Annotated in this window: 14 protein-coding genes; 7 read left to right on the top strand and 7 right to left on the bottom strand. The window is 60.3% G+C overall.

Annotated features, from left to right (window positions below):
• Together mutL and B2P82_RS08845 are read left to right on the top strand one after the other, a co-directional pair.
• On the top strand, nt 1–1,588 hold a 1,588-nt coding region (gene mutL / locus B2P82_RS08840; RefSeq protein ID WP_290496599.1), incomplete at its 5' end, for a DNA mismatch repair endonuclease MutL.
• A 5-nt stretch (nt 1,589–1,593) separates the two neighbouring features.
• Nucleotides 1,594–2,253, top strand: coding sequence for an HAD family hydrolase (locus B2P82_RS08845; RefSeq protein ID WP_290496601.1), 660 nt, complete (start codon nt 1,594–1,596; stop codon nt 2,251–2,253).
• 5 nt (nt 2,254–2,258) lie between these two features.
• Here the strand turns inward: B2P82_RS08845 and B2P82_RS08850 are convergent, their stop codons facing one another.
• The 6 genes from B2P82_RS08850 to B2P82_RS08875 form a co-directional block, all read right to left on the bottom strand.
• Complete coding sequence (locus B2P82_RS08850; protein WP_290496605.1) at nt 2,259–2,900, bottom strand: hypothetical protein; 642 nt, start codon at nt 2,898–2,900, stop codon at nt 2,259–2,261.
• Nucleotides 2,901–2,927: 27 nt separating this feature from the next.
• Nucleotides 2,928–3,233, bottom strand: a complete 306-nt coding sequence (locus tag B2P82_RS08855) for a hypothetical protein (RefSeq protein ID WP_290496608.1) — start codon at nt 3,231–3,233, stop codon at nt 2,928–2,930.
• Between the two features lie 65 nt (nt 3,234–3,298).
• Nucleotides 3,299–4,708, bottom strand: a complete 1,410-nt coding sequence (locus B2P82_RS08860) for an FAD-binding oxidoreductase (protein ID WP_206992672.1) — start codon at nt 4,706–4,708, stop codon at nt 3,299–3,301.
• A gap of 48 nt (nt 4,709–4,756) precedes the next feature.
• Entirely contained in the window at nt 4,757–5,698 is a 942-nt protein-coding gene (locus B2P82_RS08865) for an L-threonylcarbamoyladenylate synthase (RefSeq protein WP_290496610.1), read from the bottom strand.
• A gap of 48 nt (nt 5,699–5,746) precedes the next feature.
• Nucleotides 5,747–6,946 (bottom strand): bifunctional cytochrome b/YceI family protein, encoded by a 1,200-nt coding sequence (locus tag B2P82_RS08870; RefSeq protein ID WP_290496612.1) that lies wholly within the window; start codon nt 6,944–6,946, stop codon nt 5,747–5,749.
• 18 nt (nt 6,947–6,964) lie between these two features.
• Nucleotides 6,965–7,687: a YceI family protein gene (locus B2P82_RS08875; RefSeq protein WP_290496614.1), complete on the bottom strand. Its 723-nt coding sequence runs from the start codon at nt 7,685–7,687 to the stop codon at nt 6,965–6,967.
• A 122-nt stretch (nt 7,688–7,809) separates the two neighbouring features.
• Between B2P82_RS08875 and B2P82_RS08880 the strand changes: the two genes are divergently transcribed.
• Entirely contained in the window at nt 7,810–9,582 is a 1,773-nt protein-coding gene (locus B2P82_RS08880) for an acyl-CoA dehydrogenase family protein (protein ID WP_290496616.1), read from the top strand.
• 7 nt (nt 9,583–9,589) lie between these two features.
• On the opposite strand, the gene B2P82_RS08885 is transcribed toward B2P82_RS08880, so the two are convergent.
• Nucleotides 9,590–10,765 carry an MFS transporter gene (locus B2P82_RS08885; protein ID WP_290496618.1) on the bottom strand — a complete coding sequence of 392 codons (1,176 nt, stop codon included), beginning with the start codon at nt 10,763–10,765 and terminating at the stop codon, nt 9,590–9,592.
• Nucleotides 10,766–10,891: 126 nt separating this feature from the next.
• On the opposite strand from B2P82_RS08885, the gene B2P82_RS08890 reads away from it, so the two are divergent.
• From B2P82_RS08890 to lepB, 4 genes are all read left to right on the top strand, one after another.
• Nucleotides 10,892–11,908, top strand: a complete 1,017-nt coding sequence (locus B2P82_RS08890; protein ID WP_290496620.1) for a pseudouridine synthase — start codon at nt 10,892–10,894, stop codon at nt 11,906–11,908.
• A 17-nt stretch (nt 11,909–11,925) separates the two neighbouring features.
• Nucleotides 11,926–12,396: a gluconokinase gene (locus B2P82_RS08895; protein WP_290496658.1), complete on the top strand. Its 471-nt coding sequence runs from the start codon at nt 11,926–11,928 to the stop codon at nt 12,394–12,396.
• A gap of 48 nt (nt 12,397–12,444) precedes the next feature.
• The gene (locus B2P82_RS08900) at nt 12,445–13,509 is read left to right on the top strand and encodes an MBL fold metallo-hydrolase (RefSeq protein ID WP_290496623.1); all 1,065 of its coding nucleotides are present in this window, start codon (nt 12,445–12,447) and stop codon (nt 13,507–13,509) included.
• 108 nt (nt 13,510–13,617) lie between these two features.
• The gene (lepB, locus tag B2P82_RS08905) at nt 13,618–14,472 is read left to right on the top strand and encodes a signal peptidase I (RefSeq protein ID WP_290496625.1); all 855 of its coding nucleotides are present in this window, start codon (nt 13,618–13,620) and stop codon (nt 14,470–14,472) included.
• Nucleotides 14,473–14,552 lie beyond the last annotated feature (80 nt).

Consider the following 14,552-nt stretch of genomic DNA (forward strand, 5'->3'; position numbering starts at 1 on the left):
CCGCGGCGAGGCGCTGCCCTCGATCGGTGCCGTCTCGCGGCTCACGGTGACCAGCCGGCCGCGCGACGCCGAAGAGGCCTGGGCGCTCTCGGTCGAGGGCGGTAGGGTGGCGCAGCCGGTGCCGGCGGCGCATCCGCCGGGCACCCGCGTCGAGGTGCGCGACCTCTTCTTCGCGACGCCGGCGCGCCTGAAGTTCCTCAAGGCCGCGCGCACCGAGGTTTCGCACGCCCAGGACACGGTGAACCGCCTCGCCATGGCGCACCCGGCGGTCGGATTCACTTTGAGCGACGGCGAGCGCAAGCTGATCGGCCTGGCGCCGGCCGAGGGCGAGCTCTTCGAGGGGCGCCTGAAGCGTCTCGGCGCCGTCATGGGCCGCGAGTTCCACGACAATGCCCTGCCGCTGGAGGCCGAGCGCGAGGGCCTGCGGCTGACCGGCTACATCGGCCTGCCGACCTTCAGCCGCGGCAACGCGCAGCACCAGTATCTCTTCGTGAACGGCCGGCCGGTGCGCGACAAGCTGCTGTACGGCGCCATCCGCGGCGCCTACCAGGATTTCCTGGCGCGCGACCGGCATCCGCTGGCGGCGCTGTTTGTCGATCTTGATCCGGAATATGTCGATGTGAACGTGCACCCCGCCAAGACCGAGGTGCGCTTCCGCGATGCGGGGAATGTAAGAGGTTTGATGATTGGCGCACTGCGTCATGCGCTGGCCGCGGCGGGACACAGAGCGTCGACCACGGTCGCGAATTCTGCGCTCGGCAAGGTCCGGATCGAAGAGGCCACGTCAGCCAATCTCTGGTCGTTGCCATCTGCGCCAGAGCGACAGGCTTCCCCCTCTTCCTATTATCGCCAGCCATCGGGCATTGATTTCGACCAGCCTCTTCCGCCCTCTGGCGATGTTATGGCGGGGCTGCAAGAAGCACCACCGCCTGCCTATCGACATGATGCCGCTCCGTCCGCACGGGTGGAGCCGGAAGCCGCGCCCGCGCAAGGTATGTCTTCTGACTTTCCACTCGGCGTCGCCCGCGCTCAGTTGCACGAAACCTATGTCGTTGCGCAGACAGCGGATGGCATCGTTATCGTGGATCAGCATGCCGCTCATGAGCGGCTGGTCTACGAAGACATGAAACGCCAAATGGCTGCGGGCGGGGTAAGGCGTCAGGCGCTGCTGATCCCGGATGTGGTGGAGCTTACTGAGGACGAGGCGACCCGCGTGCTCGAGCGCGCCGACGAGTTGGCTGAGCTGGGTCTGGAAATCGAACCTTTTGGGGCCGGCGCGATCTGTGTACGGGCCACCCCCGCCCTGTTCGGGGAAATGGACGCAATGGGCTTGATCCGTGATCTCGCCGATGACTTCGCCGAATATGATGCGGGCCTCGCGCTCAAGGAGCGGTTCGAGGAAGTCATGGGGAACATGGCGTGCCGCGGTTCAGTGCGAGCCGGACGACGACTGAATGGCGAGGAGATGAATGCGCTGCTCCGCCAGATGGAAGCGACGCCACATTCCGGCCAGTGCAATCATGGGCGGCCGACCTATGTGGAGCTGAAGCTCGCCGACATCGAACGCCTGTTCGGGCGGCGGGGATAGGCTCTGTGGACGCCTTGATCTTTGATTGCGATGGGGTGTTGGTCGACTCCGAAACAATCTCCATCGCCACTGAACGGGAAATGCTCTCTGGCTGGGGGCTCGACTATCCGTTCGAGATTTTCGTTTCGCGTTTTGTCGGCCTGCACAATCGGGATTTCCATGCGGCTCTCGCTGCGGATGCCATTGAGCGTGGATGCCCCTTGCCTTCGGATTTCGCCGATCAGTTGCAGGCGCGCATCTGGCAACGCTTCGAAACGGATCTGCGCGCGATTAAAGGTGTGTTGGACGTTTCCGCCGCGTTCTCTGGGGCGCAGGCAGTGGCGTCGTCTTCCGAGGCACCAAAGCTCGTCCGTAAACTTCGTCTCACTGGCCTGTACGATACTTTTGCGCCGCACATATATTCCTCAGACCTCGTTACCAATGGAAAGCCTGCGCCTGACCTGTTTCTGCACGCAGCCGAACAGATCAGTGCCCGGCCCGACAAATGTGTCGTACTCGAAGACAGCGTGAATGGTGTGACAGCCGCGCGCGCCGCCGGGATGACAGCGTGGGGCTTTACGGGCGGTGGTCATGCCGATGCGGGGCTTGGCGACCGGCTCAGGGCGGCGGGCGCGCAGGATGTGTTTGCGTCGCATGCGGAGATATCTGCAGCGCTTGCCAGCTGACCCTTTCAGGCTTTCGGGAAAACGTCACGCAGGGATGCCCACTCCGCTTCGTGTGAGCCGTGAAAATTCGGCTTACTCTCATCTGTCAGCCGACCACGCGGCGGGGTATAGCTGTCGATCTGGCGAACCGGATTTTCGCGACACTGAATGTTCACGGCCCAGAGTTTCGGGAAGAAGTATAGCGTTGAATAAGGCAAATGGTCGTGGATCCACCAGGCCAGTTTCTGCCAGTCCCCTTCTGCGTGGAAAGCATCGTAGAAGGCTGGAATGACGACGCAGGCGGTTGCACCCATGTTTCCTTCGGCATCCCGCCGGTCCCAGATATGATGGCCGTAATTGCTTTCGTTCGAGGCGCAATTGTAGCCCTTCTTCTTGTCCCGCTGCATCTGGTTGCCAAAGCCATTCACTTCAGCAGAGCGATAGGCGGACCGGATGGCGATGCGCCCGAAAACGTCCTGCAAAGGTTCCAGCAATTCCGTGCAGAGCTTCGTGCCGGCGGTAATGGCAAGGTCCGGATCATCGGGAACGTTCGAGAAGCCGTGAAGCGCGGCGATATCCGAATACAGGAAGTCGCGCATGAAGAAAGAGCGCGACAAGCGCGCACGTCCAAACTCCGCAAGTGCATCGACGCTGGACGGCCTTCTCATGGTCGTTTCCAGTCGCCGCTCGGGACGCTAGTCCTCGTCGCTGACATCGGCTGCGACCACTTCGTACATTTCCGGCGTGCATGTGCCCTCGGTGATCTGATCGCGTTTCAGCGTCAGTGTCTCTCCGACTTCCGGCAGCGTACCCAAGTAGGAGGCCGGGACCCACAATTCTCCCTCTGGCCCATCGAACAAAGCGCCGTCATCATCGACTTCGGTCACCGTTGCCGAGATGATTGTGGTTTCATAGCTGCACGGTCCGCCTACGATTGGAGGCGTAGGCTCACAGGCGATCAGCGGCGCGATGAGCGCGATGGCGGCAAGGTGTGTACGCATTTATGTCTCCCGCATTGGTCTGTGGACGCTACAGCGATCCGGCGGGAAGGCAACTGGGAACCCGATCAGGAATTGATGACGCGACCGGGGTTCATGATCTTGTTTGGGTCTAGCGCATGTTTGATGGCACGCATCATTTCGGTGGCTGCCTTCGGACGAATGCGTTCCAGTTCATCACGTTTCAGCCGCCCAACACCGTGTTCGGCGCTAATGGATCCGTCGAAGCTCATGACCTGATCATAGATGATACGAAAGATTGCTTCATCCTGACCACGTAGAACTGGACGCTCTGCGCTGGCTGGCTCGCAAACAGAATAATGGAGATTGCCATCGCCGACATGACCGAAGATCACAAACTCCGCTGAAGGCACCTTTTCCAGAACAGCCGCGTTGCAAGCATCGATAAATTCGGGAATGCGGCTGACCGGTACGGAGATGTCCTGGTTCAGCGCGGTGCCATATGCTCGTTTCGACAGCGGGATTGTCTCTCGGATGTGCCAGAAGCTCTCCGCTTGCGCGACGCTTTCGGCAATGACGGCATCCTGCACAAGTTCGCTCTCATAGGCTGAGGCGAGTGCGCCTTCCAGAACGTCGCGGGCATGTTCGGCGCGCGACATGGAAACTTCGATCAGCACGCGCCAAGGCAAATCAGATGGAAGTGGGTCGCGCGTGTCCGGCACGTCTGCCTGTACCATGGCGACGGCATTGGCGGGGATGATCTCGAAGCTCGTAACCGTATCGCCGGCATGGTCGCGAACCATTGCGAGCAGTTTCACGACGTCGCTTGCTGTTGTGCAGGTGACCCAGGCGCTCGCGCGCTGAACCTTGGGAAACAGTTTCAGGGTCGCAGCCGTGATGATACCGAGCGTACCTTCTGCGCCAGCAAACAGGTGTTTCAGATCGTAGCCCGTATTGTTCTTGCGCAGGCCCGACAGGCCGTTCCAGATATCTCCATTCGGCAGCACGACTTCGAGGCCAAGGATCAGGTCGCGCATCATGCCATAGCGCAGCACCGCGACCCCGCCAGCATTGGTCGAAATCAGGCCGCCAATCGTGGCGGTGCCTTCCGAGCCGAGTGAAAGCGGGAACAAGCGCTGGGCGTCGTCGGCCGCTTGCTGCGCCACGACAAGGGGGGCGCCAGCCTCGATCACGAGCGAATTGTTGAACGCATCGAGTGCACGTACCGCATTCATCCGTTGCATCGACACACAGATTTCGCCATGCGGCGTGCCCGCATCAACCAGGCCGGTATTGCCGCCCTGAGGTGTGATCGCGACGCCATATTCATTGCAAAGTCGCACCAGTGCAGCGGTCTCTTCCGTTGTGGCGGGCTTTGCGAGGAAAGGCGTCTCGCCCTTGTAGGTGCCGCGCCAGGGCGACGACACTTTGGCGAGCTCTTCCGCCGCCATGCTCCACCCCCTCGGGCCGAGCAGGTTTTGGGCGGCGGTCAGGAAGTCCGGGCTAAGCTCTGTCATTGGGTAAACCTACTCATTTCCTGCGCGATTTCGAGTTTGTTGCTTCCATCAGTCATCTCGGTGCGCGGCCCGAGCGAGACGATCATTGATGGCTTCGCCAAGCCCCTCATTCGGAATGTGCGCGACGGCGATGCGGTCGGCCTCTGCATCCAGTTGCCTCAGCATGGAGAACAGGTTTGCAGCGGCCTCGGTCAGGTTGCCAGATGGCGAGAGGTTGAGCCCATTTGCCTCATCCGGGCCGAAACCCAGCCAGGCCTCCCCTGCTTCGGGGGCGCTCGCATTGAGACGCAACCGGGCATTGGGTGCATAGTGGCTTTTCAGTTGCCCAGGGGCAGAGATGCCATCGCCCTCGTCTGCACGGGCGAGTGACGTGCCAAGGACTGCTTCGAGGGCGGAGGTTTCGACCGTGCCGGCTCGCAGGAGTGTTGGCTGATCACCGATAAATGAGACAATGGTGGATTCGATGCCCTGCGTGCACGGCCCACCGTCGAGGATCAGGTCGACCTTGCCGTCGAGATCGGCTTTGACGTGTTCGGCCAGCGTTGGGCTGATATGTCCGGACCGGTTGGCTGACGGTGCGACAACCGGACGACCGAAACCCGCGATCAGGCTACGCGCGCCGGGATGGGCAGGCAAGCGTAGTGCAATCGTGTCGAGGCCAGACCGGGCCAAGTCGCAAACTGTCCCGGTCGAAGCAACGGGCAGTACCAAAGTAAGCGGACCAGGCCAGAACGCATGTGCGAGTTTGAACGCTGCGTCACAAAATACGGCTTCGGCTTGCGCCATTTCCAGTGAAGCAACATGCGCGATCAGGGGGTTGAAGCTGGGACGCCCCTTGGCTGCGTATAGTCGTGCCACCGCGTCAGGGTTTGATGCATCGCAGGCGAGCCCGTAGACGGTCTCGGTCGGCATGGCGACGAGCCCGCCCTTGCGCAGGAAGCTGGCAGCCAGTTGGAGTGTGCTGGATTCGATGGGAGCGATGGCAGTCATGCGCGCGGGCTTAGCATTCGCGTCGCGGCCCCGGAAGCCATCAGCGCATTATTTGCGCGTGGCGGTTCCCGTTACTGAGATTGTGATTTCATCGCCAACCCAGCTTCCGGAGGGATCAGAGTCCTGGCCGAGATTGAAGGCTTTGCGACTCATGACTGCTTTTCCAGCCAGCATCGCGGTGTCGCCATCGATTTCAAGCGAGAAGTCGAGCGGCACCGTGACCAGCTCGGACTTCAGCGATATTGCAGCGTCTGCGCTATAGCCGGTGTCTGTTTCGCTGAAATTTCTCAGGCTGATCTGGGCGTCAGGATAGGTGGTCGTGTCGAACCATTCCGGGCCCTTCAGGCTGTCATTGTAGAGCTTCTTGCCAGCATCGGCAGTAGCTGTCCGGACCGTTACGAGCACACGAGACTCATCGAGCGCTTCAGGATGGAATTCCACATCTGCTGACCAATCGTCAAAGGTGCCGGTGAATTCGGCTCCATCATACATACCCGTGAACCGAATTTCAGAAGTGTCGTAATCGACATCCCAATTCGCTTCGATGGTTTCGTCTGCGGGGGCGACGGCCTCGTCAGTTTGAGGTGTGGCGCTGCTGGATTGACCTGAGCCTGCAATCGGTATGATCGCGATGAGGGCAAAGGCAATGATCGCCGTTCCGAAGGCGCGGACATATCCTCGTGCGGTGGGGGGTGTCGCAGGCTTTCCGAACAAGCCAGGCAACATCTTCTTCAATACTCCGTCTTCAGCAGCGAATTCATGCTTCACCGCGCCGGCCACATGCAGGCCTAGCAGGATGATCAGAACCCAAGCGCCTTTGGAATGGATGTTCTCGATGATGACGTGCGCAATATCTCCGCGCAGGAAATCCGGCGCTGGCAAGTGTGGCCAGCTGACCGTCTCAAACAGGACGGTCGGCACCTTGAATTTGGAGGTGGAGACAAGCAGCCATCCTGCCAGGGGCAGAATGATCATCAGTCCATAGAATGCCATGTGGACAAGATGAGACGCCAGCTTTTCATAGGCTGGCATCTCTTCCGGAAGTGGCGGTGGCGGGTTCATGACTCGCCAGATCACCCGGACCAAGGTGAGGAACAGAAGCAGGATGCCGATCGATTTGTGAAACTGAAAGCGTACTTCGTTGTCGTCCATGTTCCAGCCGAGCCAGATCATGAACAGAAGAAGGGCTGCCATCACCCAGTGGAGGGTGATGGCGACGATCGTGTAACGAGACGTTTCAGTCTTCATGTCGAGGATGTTCCTGTCTTATTCGGCAGCTTTGGCGAATTCCGCCTCGATGGTCAGGTGGATCGTGTCACCCAGGTTTGGTACCATTTTCGACAGGCCGAATTCGGAACGATTGAGTGAGCCGGTGGCGGAGAAGCCGATTTTTGGCTGTTCCGGGGCCCAAGGGAAGGCCGCGGTGCCGTTGTAAGTAACATCCAGCGTCACTGGCTTGGTCACGCCAAGGAAGGTCAGATCGCCTGTGACAGTGCCGGTGGTCGGGCCGGTTGTTGTGATTTCTGTCGAGGTGAAGGTGATCTCGGGGTATTCGCCTGCGTTGAAATAGGTTGGATCCTGCGCGATTTCTTCATCGAACGTGTCGTACGGCGAATCGGCGTGCGTCGCTTTGAAGTCGCCCGGATAATCTGTTTCGACCGATGTCGGGTCGACCGTGACGGTCAGGGACGTGGCGGAGGCATCGTCCGGATTGAATTCCAGTGTGGCGTCCATCTTGGTGAAGCGGGCGGTATAGTTGGACAGGCCGAAATGATTCACCGTCCAGACAAGCGACGCATGAGTGGGATCAAGCACATACGTGCCGGCCGGAGCCATTTCCGGGGCCGGTGCGGTCTCTTCTGCAGCCGGAGCAGCTGTTTCAATTGTCTCAGTGGCGGGCGTCTGGGCCTCGGCTGCTGGGGCGGTGGTCTCGGCGGCACCGCAGGCGGCGAGCGCGAGGACGGAAGCGGAAAGTAGGATTTTGCGCATATTCGTGTCTCCTGGACATCTATGGGTTCGGTTCAGGTGATTATAGGGCGCAGTTGGCGTGGCACCATCCCCGCGCTAAATGCTCTTCGGGATATAACCTATTCGGATTCTGGGAGAAATACATGGCCTATGACGCTCCGCTCAACGATATGGCGTTCGCGCTCCAGTCCGTTGCGGGCCTGTCCCGATTGGAAGGGCTGGAGGCATTCGGCAATTATGACCCCGAGTTGATCACGCCGATCCTGGAAGAAGCCAACAAGCTGGCCCGTGATGTATTGGCGCCGCTCAATGCATCTGGCGACGTGCACGGTGCCGTACTGACCGAGGATGGGGTGAAGGCCGCGCCGGGATTTGCTGATGCCTACGCCCAATTCCGGGAGGGTGGATGGATGGGCCTGTCGGCGCCAGAGGAATGGGGCGGGCAAGGCCTGCCGAAGGCGCTCGCCTTGGCGGTCATGGAAATGTTCCACGCGGCCAACATGTCATTCGGGCTCTGCCCCATGCTCAGCTTCGGCGCAGTTGAGGCCCTGCTGGCGCACGGCACAGATGACCAGAAGCAGGCATATCTTCCCAACCTCGTGGCCGGCAATTGGACCGGCACCATGAATTTGACGGAGCCGCAGGCCGGTTCGGATGTTGGCGCGCTCAAGACAAGAGCTGTGCCGAATGACGATGGCAGCTACGCCATCAGTGGGCAGAAAATATTCATCACATGGGGCGATCATGATGTTGCCGAGAACATCATACACCTTGTCCTGGCGCGCTTGCCGGATGCGCCTGCAGGTTCGCGCGGCATCTCTCTTTTCATCGTGCCGAAGTTTATGGTTGAAGCGGATGGTAGCCTTGGCGCACGCAATGCCGTCAAATGTATCGGTCTTGAAAAGAAGATGGGCATCCACGCCTCGCCGACCTGTGTGATGGAATATGATGGCGCGACCGGATGGCTGATCGGTCAGGAGAACAAGGGCTTGGCCTGTATGTTCACCATGATGAATTCCGCACGCCTCAACGTCGGGCTAGAGGGCGTGGCGGTAGGCGAGGCGGCCTACCAGACGGCACTCGAATATGCGCAGGAGCGCAAGCAAGGCAAGGCGCCGGGCGTTGAAGGCCCCGCTCCGATCCTGCATCATGCGGATGTGCGCCGTACCCTGACGACCATGCGCGCCCGCGTCGCTGCGGCGCGCGTGATCTGTTATGCCTGTGGGGTCGCAGCAGACCTCGCCGAGGCGTCCCCGGATGAAACCACACGCGCAGCTGCAAAGATGCGAGAAGACCTGCTGACGCCAATTGCCAAGGCATGGTGCACGGATATGGGCGTCGATGTGGCGAGCCTTGGTGTGCAAATACATGGCGGCATGGGCTTTATGGGCGAGACACTCGCAGGCCAACTTTATCGCGACTCCCGGATTGCCCCGATCTATGAAGGCACGAATGGCATTCAGGCCATCGACCTTGTCGGGCGTAAACTGACCGGTACGAATGGTGAGTCCATGCGAGTGATGTTGGGTGAGGTCGAGGCAACGGCGGCAGATGCCCGCGCGACCAATGACCCACAGCTTGTGCAGATTGCAGACCGGTTGCGCGCTGGCGCCGAAGCCCTGCGCGAAGCCAGCGACTGGATGCTGGAAGCGATGAAGGATCGCGATCAGGACAAGGCGCTTGCGGGCGCGACTGCCTATCTCGCGCTTGCGGGAGACGTGATTGGTGGGCACTTCCTGACGCGGGCAGCTGTTGCTGCACGCGGTGAGGAAGGCAGCTTCCGAGCACGCCAACTGGCGCTTGCGGGCTTCTTTGCCGAGACTGTTCTGGCCACCGCGCCGGGCCGTGTCTCCGGCATCACCGAAGGCGGTTCCCCTTTCCTCGACAATAGCGAGGCTCTGTTCGGTATCGCGTGAGTTCGGCTCAGTCGCTGAGCTTTGGCAAGGCGATCAGGCACAGGACCGAGGCGCAGGAGACTGCTGTCCCAATCGCCGCGAGAGGTACCATGCCAAATGTGACGAACGGCGCGGCGATCGCCGTGCCGGCAGCCGTCGTGGAAAGGATGGCCACGAGGACGAGTGCCGACCCGCGCGCATCATCTCCGCGCGCAGCGACAACCGCGCGATAGAAACCGGGAGGTCCCCGAAAGCCGAGGCCGAGATTGACCGGCACAAACAGGGCGGCGAGCATGAGTGGTGCTGTCCCTCCCAACAGTGCGTAAATCAGAATACCAGCCAGGCCTGCGGCGGACATAGCCGATCCGAACAGGATCATTGGTTCAGGTTCGAACCGTGCGGACAGCTTGCCGGCAAAGTTCGATCCTGCAATGAAGAACGCAATCCCTGTAACCTGCATGATGATGAAGTCGCCAAGGTCGCCGCCAAGGCCCTTGGTGATCATGGCCGGTGCGCCGAACACAAAGATAAGCAGTCCGGCGAGTGTGAAGGCCTGACTCAGGGCATAGCGCAGGAAGACCGGATTGATCACGTGGCGCAGATAGCTGCCCGGCGCCCGCGTCGACGGCGGCGCGGGCAGGCGATGACGCAGCATGGCGACGAGCGCCGCAACGCCTAGACTCAAGATGCCCAGGGCGAGAAAAGAGCTTTTCCAGCCGAATGCCAGCAGCAGCCAGACGCCGAGCACGGGGGCAAGGGCAGGGATCAAGGATTCTATGCTCGCCATGAAGCCAAGTGCGCCAACGGCTTTCTCCTCGGAAAACATGGCGCGGATCATGCCTGGAGCAAACACAGCTGCAGCAGATCCGGTCAGACCTTGCAAGAACCGCAGTCCAACCAGAACGGACAGGGACGGCGCGGCCATGCAGGCGAACGAAACCAGCGCATAGGCCGCAAGCGAGATGACCAACAAATTGCGCTGATCGATCCGTGCGCCGAGTTCACCGAAGGCCAGCAGACCCATACAACCACCTGCCACGAAGGCGGCCAGCACCAGCTGCGCCATCGCCTGCGAGCCCCCCAAGGTTTCCGGCAAGGACGGAACGGCAGGTAGGACCAAATCTGTCCCGGCAAGGCCGAGAATGGTCCCGAGGACTAACAGGCCAAAGGCGAGCAGGGGCGCTGCAGTGCGGCGGTCCGTCATTATTCAATCATCTCCGTGCGGGGCGCTCGCCTATGCCGGAAATGCCCCACAATGTCGACTGAATGTTGCGACGAACGGCCAGCGCCGATATGACGGGCCGCACTATATCAGGAGGCGCGACACGCCATGGCTTGGACCAAAACCTATTCCGGCGACGAGCCCTTGCGGATCAACAAATGGCTGGCGCTGGAAGGCGTCTGCTCGCGGCGCGAGGCGGATTCCCTGATTGAGCAGGGCCTGGTGAAGGTCGACGGCGAGAAAGCGATTTCGGGCCAGAAGATCGAGACCGGTCAGACGTTGGATCTGGCGCAGAAGGCTGCACGTCGGCTCGATAATCAGCTTTCCATCCTGTTCCACAAACCGATCGGTATTGTTTCGGGCACGCCGGAGGGCGATGAAATTCCCGCTGTGCGGCTCATCTCAGGCGATAGCCTTTCGGGAAAAAGTCATGCCATTCCGGGGCGCTACAACAAGCTCGCGCCCCTCGGGCGTCTGGACAAGGATTCCCGCGGTTTGTTGATCATGTCCGAAGACGGCGTGTTGGCAAAGGCCGTGATTGGGCCGGAGAGCCAGCTCGACAAGGAATATCTGGTCAAGGTGAAGGGCGATGTTACGCCCGACAAGCTGGGCAAGTTGCGTCATGGTCTCGAGCTGGATGGTCGCCAGCTGAAACCTGCCATCGTCGAACAAGTGAAACAGCAGGAGTTGAAATTTATCCTGAACGAAGGCCGCAACCGCCAGATCCGGCGTATGTGCCAACTGGTAGAGCTGCATGTTGTGGACCTGATGCGTGTGCGTGTTGGGCCGCTGGAGCTTGCAGGTTTGCCGGAAGGCAAGTGGCGTCCGATCAGTGGCCGTGAACGCGAAGCCTTGCTGAGAGGTGACATGCCCCGCCCCCGCAAGCCGCGACCGGAGCGGCCAGAGCGCTCAGATCGGGCAGAACGGAGTGGGCGTCCGGATCGTCCCGCGCGGGCTGAACGTCCCGAACGGTCAGGCAAGCCAGACCGGCACCCTGACAGGACCGCCCCCCGCTCAGGCGGGAAGCCGGGACCGGCCTCTGGAGAGAAAACAGTCTCCCCGCTGAAAGGCGAGAAGTTCAAGCGCACCAAGCTCAAGCCTCGCAAGCGAACACCCATCAAGTGAGGGACCTGGTGATCATCATGGGCGTGGCGGGCAGTGGAAAATCGTCCATTGCCGAAGCCCTCTCCAAGGCCGAGGGTTGGCCGTTTGTGGAAGCGGATGACTACCACTCCGCCGCCAACAAGGAGAAGATGGCCTCCGGCACATCCCTGACCGATGCAGATCGCGCCGACTGGGTGCGCAGCCTGTGCAAAACCCTGACCGACATGCCGGAGGACCGGGTGGTCCTGGCCTGTTCGGCGCTTACGCCCTTTGTCCAGACAGGCCTGCGCGAGCAGAGCGGCCGGACATGCCTGTTCGTCCTGCTGGACGTGCCCAAAGATGAGCTTGCGCAGCGGATTTCCTCGCGCGCCGACCATTTCATGCCGGTCTCCCTGCTCGACAGCCAACTGGCCGCGCTGGTTCCGCCGGAAGACGTTATCCGGGTCGACGGTATGGCAGCTCCAATCGCTCTGGTTGAGGACATTCGCACGCGTCTTGCTGTGGCATGACCTTGCGGTACGGCTCGACGGACGCAAGAAGCTGCGTATCCTCCTGACATGGATGGTACAGAAATCAGCAAGCCGACACGGCCGCGCCTTGATTATCCGCATGGACAATCGGCGCCCGCTCCCGGCGAAATCAGGGAGATAGCGCCCGGCCTGTTCTGGCTGGCGATGCCTCTGCATTTCTCTCTCAAATTCATCAATGTCTGGCTGATCGACGATGGCGATAGCTGGACCATTGTTGACACCGGGATTCCGTATGACGAGACGCGTGACGTCTGGCGAAAATTGTTGGCTGATCGGGTCAGTGAGCAGAAGCCTCTCAAGCGGGTTATCGTCACCCACATGCACCCCGATCATATCGGGACGGCTGGATGGCTCTGTCACAAATGGGGCGCTGAGCTGTGGATGACTCGTCTGGAATATACAACGTGCCGGATGCTGGTATCTGACACCGGGCGCAGTGCGCCAAAGGCTGGTTTGGACTTCTATTTGCGTGCTGGCTGGAACAAGGCCCAGCTGGACCAGTACAAGGAGAAGTTCGGCGGGTTCGGAAAAGGTGTCATGCCATTGCCGGATTCCTACCGCCGCCTTGTTGACGGCGATACATTCGAAATGGGCTGTCAGGAATGGGAAGTCATCACCGGCAGTGGGCATTCGCCCGAGCATGCATGTCTTTACAGTCGCGATCTCAATATCCTGATTTCAGGTGACCAGATCTTGCCGCGGATATCTTCCAACATATCCGTTCATCCAACTGAGCCGGCGGCGAATCCATTGCTCGACTGGCTCGAAAGCTGTGAAAAGCTGAAACAGCGGCTGCCGGAAGACGTGCTTGTCCTGCCAGCTCATAATGAGCCCTTTACCGGAGCCCACAAACGGCTGCAGCACTTGATCGACGGGCATCATGTGGGACTCTCAAGATTGCTTCAGAGGTTGGAGCGTGGGCCAATGAAGGCAGTGGATACGTTCACCACGCTGTTCGGCCGCGCGATTTCCGACGACGAGGTCAGCATGGCCACGGGTGAGGCATTGGCGCATCTCAACTATCTCATCTATCGGGGTGATGTGTCTGTGACGCGGAATGAAACCGGAATAGACCTGTACAGCCTGAGCTAAGGCGGGCATTCCCGGCTTTTGCAGCAGCGGAGGCGTTTTCGTCTTCGCAATCAGGACTTCTTTCGTCTAAACACATCAAACGTCACGAAGACGATGGATGAGGTCCCCATGGCATCAGATGGTAACACTGCGGCGAACGATGAAGTCGCCGAGGCGCCAAGCCTTGGCGCCAAGCTCAAACAAGAGCTTCGTGAGTGGGGCGCTACGCTCGCCGTCTTTGTACCCGTGTTTCTGCTGTTCTCGGGGCTCGCCTACGAGCAGCGCGTGATTCCCTCTGAAAGCATGGTCCCGACGCTACAGGTGACCGACCGGGTCGCTGTGGCAAAATTCGCCTATGGCTATGACCGCTATTCTTTGCCGTTTTCCATGGGGCGCTTCATTCCGTTGCCCGAGGGCCGGATTTTTGCCAGCACACCCAAGCGCGGCGATGTGGTTGTGTTCGAGCATCCGCATACGGGCCGCGTCATGATCAAGCGTCTGATTGGTCTGCCAGGCGATCAGATCCAGCTGATTGGTGAGCAGCTCTATCTGAATGGCGAAGCGGTTGAGAGCGAATATCTGCGCACCATCCGTTACGTTCCGCACAATGCCGTGGCGATCGATATCGCGCATGAATGGCAGGAAACGATTGGCGACAAGACGTGGATCACTCACCGGCAGGAAAAAGGTGGACGGGGCGACAATACCGACCTGTTCATCGTGCCGGAAGGGCATGTCTTCATGATGGGTGATAATCGGGACAATTCGCTCGACAGTCGCTTTCCAAGTGGGCATTGCCCGGCCATAGAGGGCGTAATTGACCGGGCGGGCTGTCAGCCGCGCGTGCCTGCGGATGTGGCATCAATTGGATTCGTACCGATGGATCATATGATTGGGCGCGCTGAAACGGTCCTCGTCACCTTCCACAAATGCAAGCTGCAGGACGAAGAACCCTGCCGCAAGCGTGTCTGGAAGGGGCTCTGAGCCCTTCGAATTTCACAGCCTGACAAGTGAATGGGTGTACAAACGCGCCTTGCCGGGCGGGGGCAACCCCGTTAGGGCAA

The sequence above is a fragment of the Hyphomonas sp. UBA4494 genome (assembly GCF_002388935.1).
Classification (GTDB): Bacteria; Pseudomonadota; Alphaproteobacteria; order Caulobacterales; family Hyphomonadaceae; genus Hyphomonas.

Excerpts from the sequence above, each read along its gene's own strand:
- B2P82_RS08900 (WP_290496623.1), top strand. The coding sequence starts at position 12,445 with ATGGATGGTACAGAAATCAGCAAGCCGACACGGCCGCGCCTTGATTAT.
- B2P82_RS08875 (WP_290496614.1), bottom strand. The coding sequence starts at position 7,687 with ATGCGCAAAATCCTACTTTCCGCTTCCGTCCTCGCGCTCGCCGCCTGC.
- B2P82_RS08885 (WP_290496618.1), bottom strand. The coding sequence starts at position 10,765 with ATGACGGACCGCCGCACTGCAGCGCCCCTGCTCGCCTTTGGCCTGTTA.
- B2P82_RS08880 (WP_290496616.1), top strand. The coding sequence starts at position 7,810 with ATGGCCTATGACGCTCCGCTCAACGATATGGCGTTCGCGCTCCAGTCC.
- B2P82_RS08865 (WP_290496610.1), bottom strand. The coding sequence starts at position 5,698 with ATGACTGCCATCGCTCCCATCGAATCCAGCACACTCCAACTGGCTGCC.
- B2P82_RS08860 (WP_206992672.1), bottom strand. The coding sequence starts at position 4,708 with ATGACAGAGCTTAGCCCGGACTTCCTGACCGCCGCCCAAAACCTGCTC.
- B2P82_RS08855 (WP_290496608.1), bottom strand. The coding sequence starts at position 3,233 with ATGCGTACACACCTTGCCGCCATCGCGCTCATCGCGCCGCTGATCGCC.
- B2P82_RS08890 (WP_290496620.1), top strand. The coding sequence starts at position 10,892 with ATGGCTTGGACCAAAACCTATTCCGGCGACGAGCCCTTGCGGATCAAC.
- B2P82_RS08895 (WP_290496658.1), top strand. The coding sequence starts at position 11,926 with ATGGGCGTGGCGGGCAGTGGAAAATCGTCCATTGCCGAAGCCCTCTCC.
- B2P82_RS08850 (WP_290496605.1), bottom strand. The coding sequence starts at position 2,900 with ATGAGAAGGCCGTCCAGCGTCGATGCACTTGCGGAGTTTGGACGTGCG.
- B2P82_RS08870 (WP_290496612.1), bottom strand. The coding sequence starts at position 6,946 with ATGAAGACTGAAACGTCTCGTTACACGATCGTCGCCATCACCCTCCAC.
- lepB (WP_290496625.1), top strand. The coding sequence starts at position 13,618 with ATGGCATCAGATGGTAACACTGCGGCGAACGATGAAGTCGCCGAGGCG.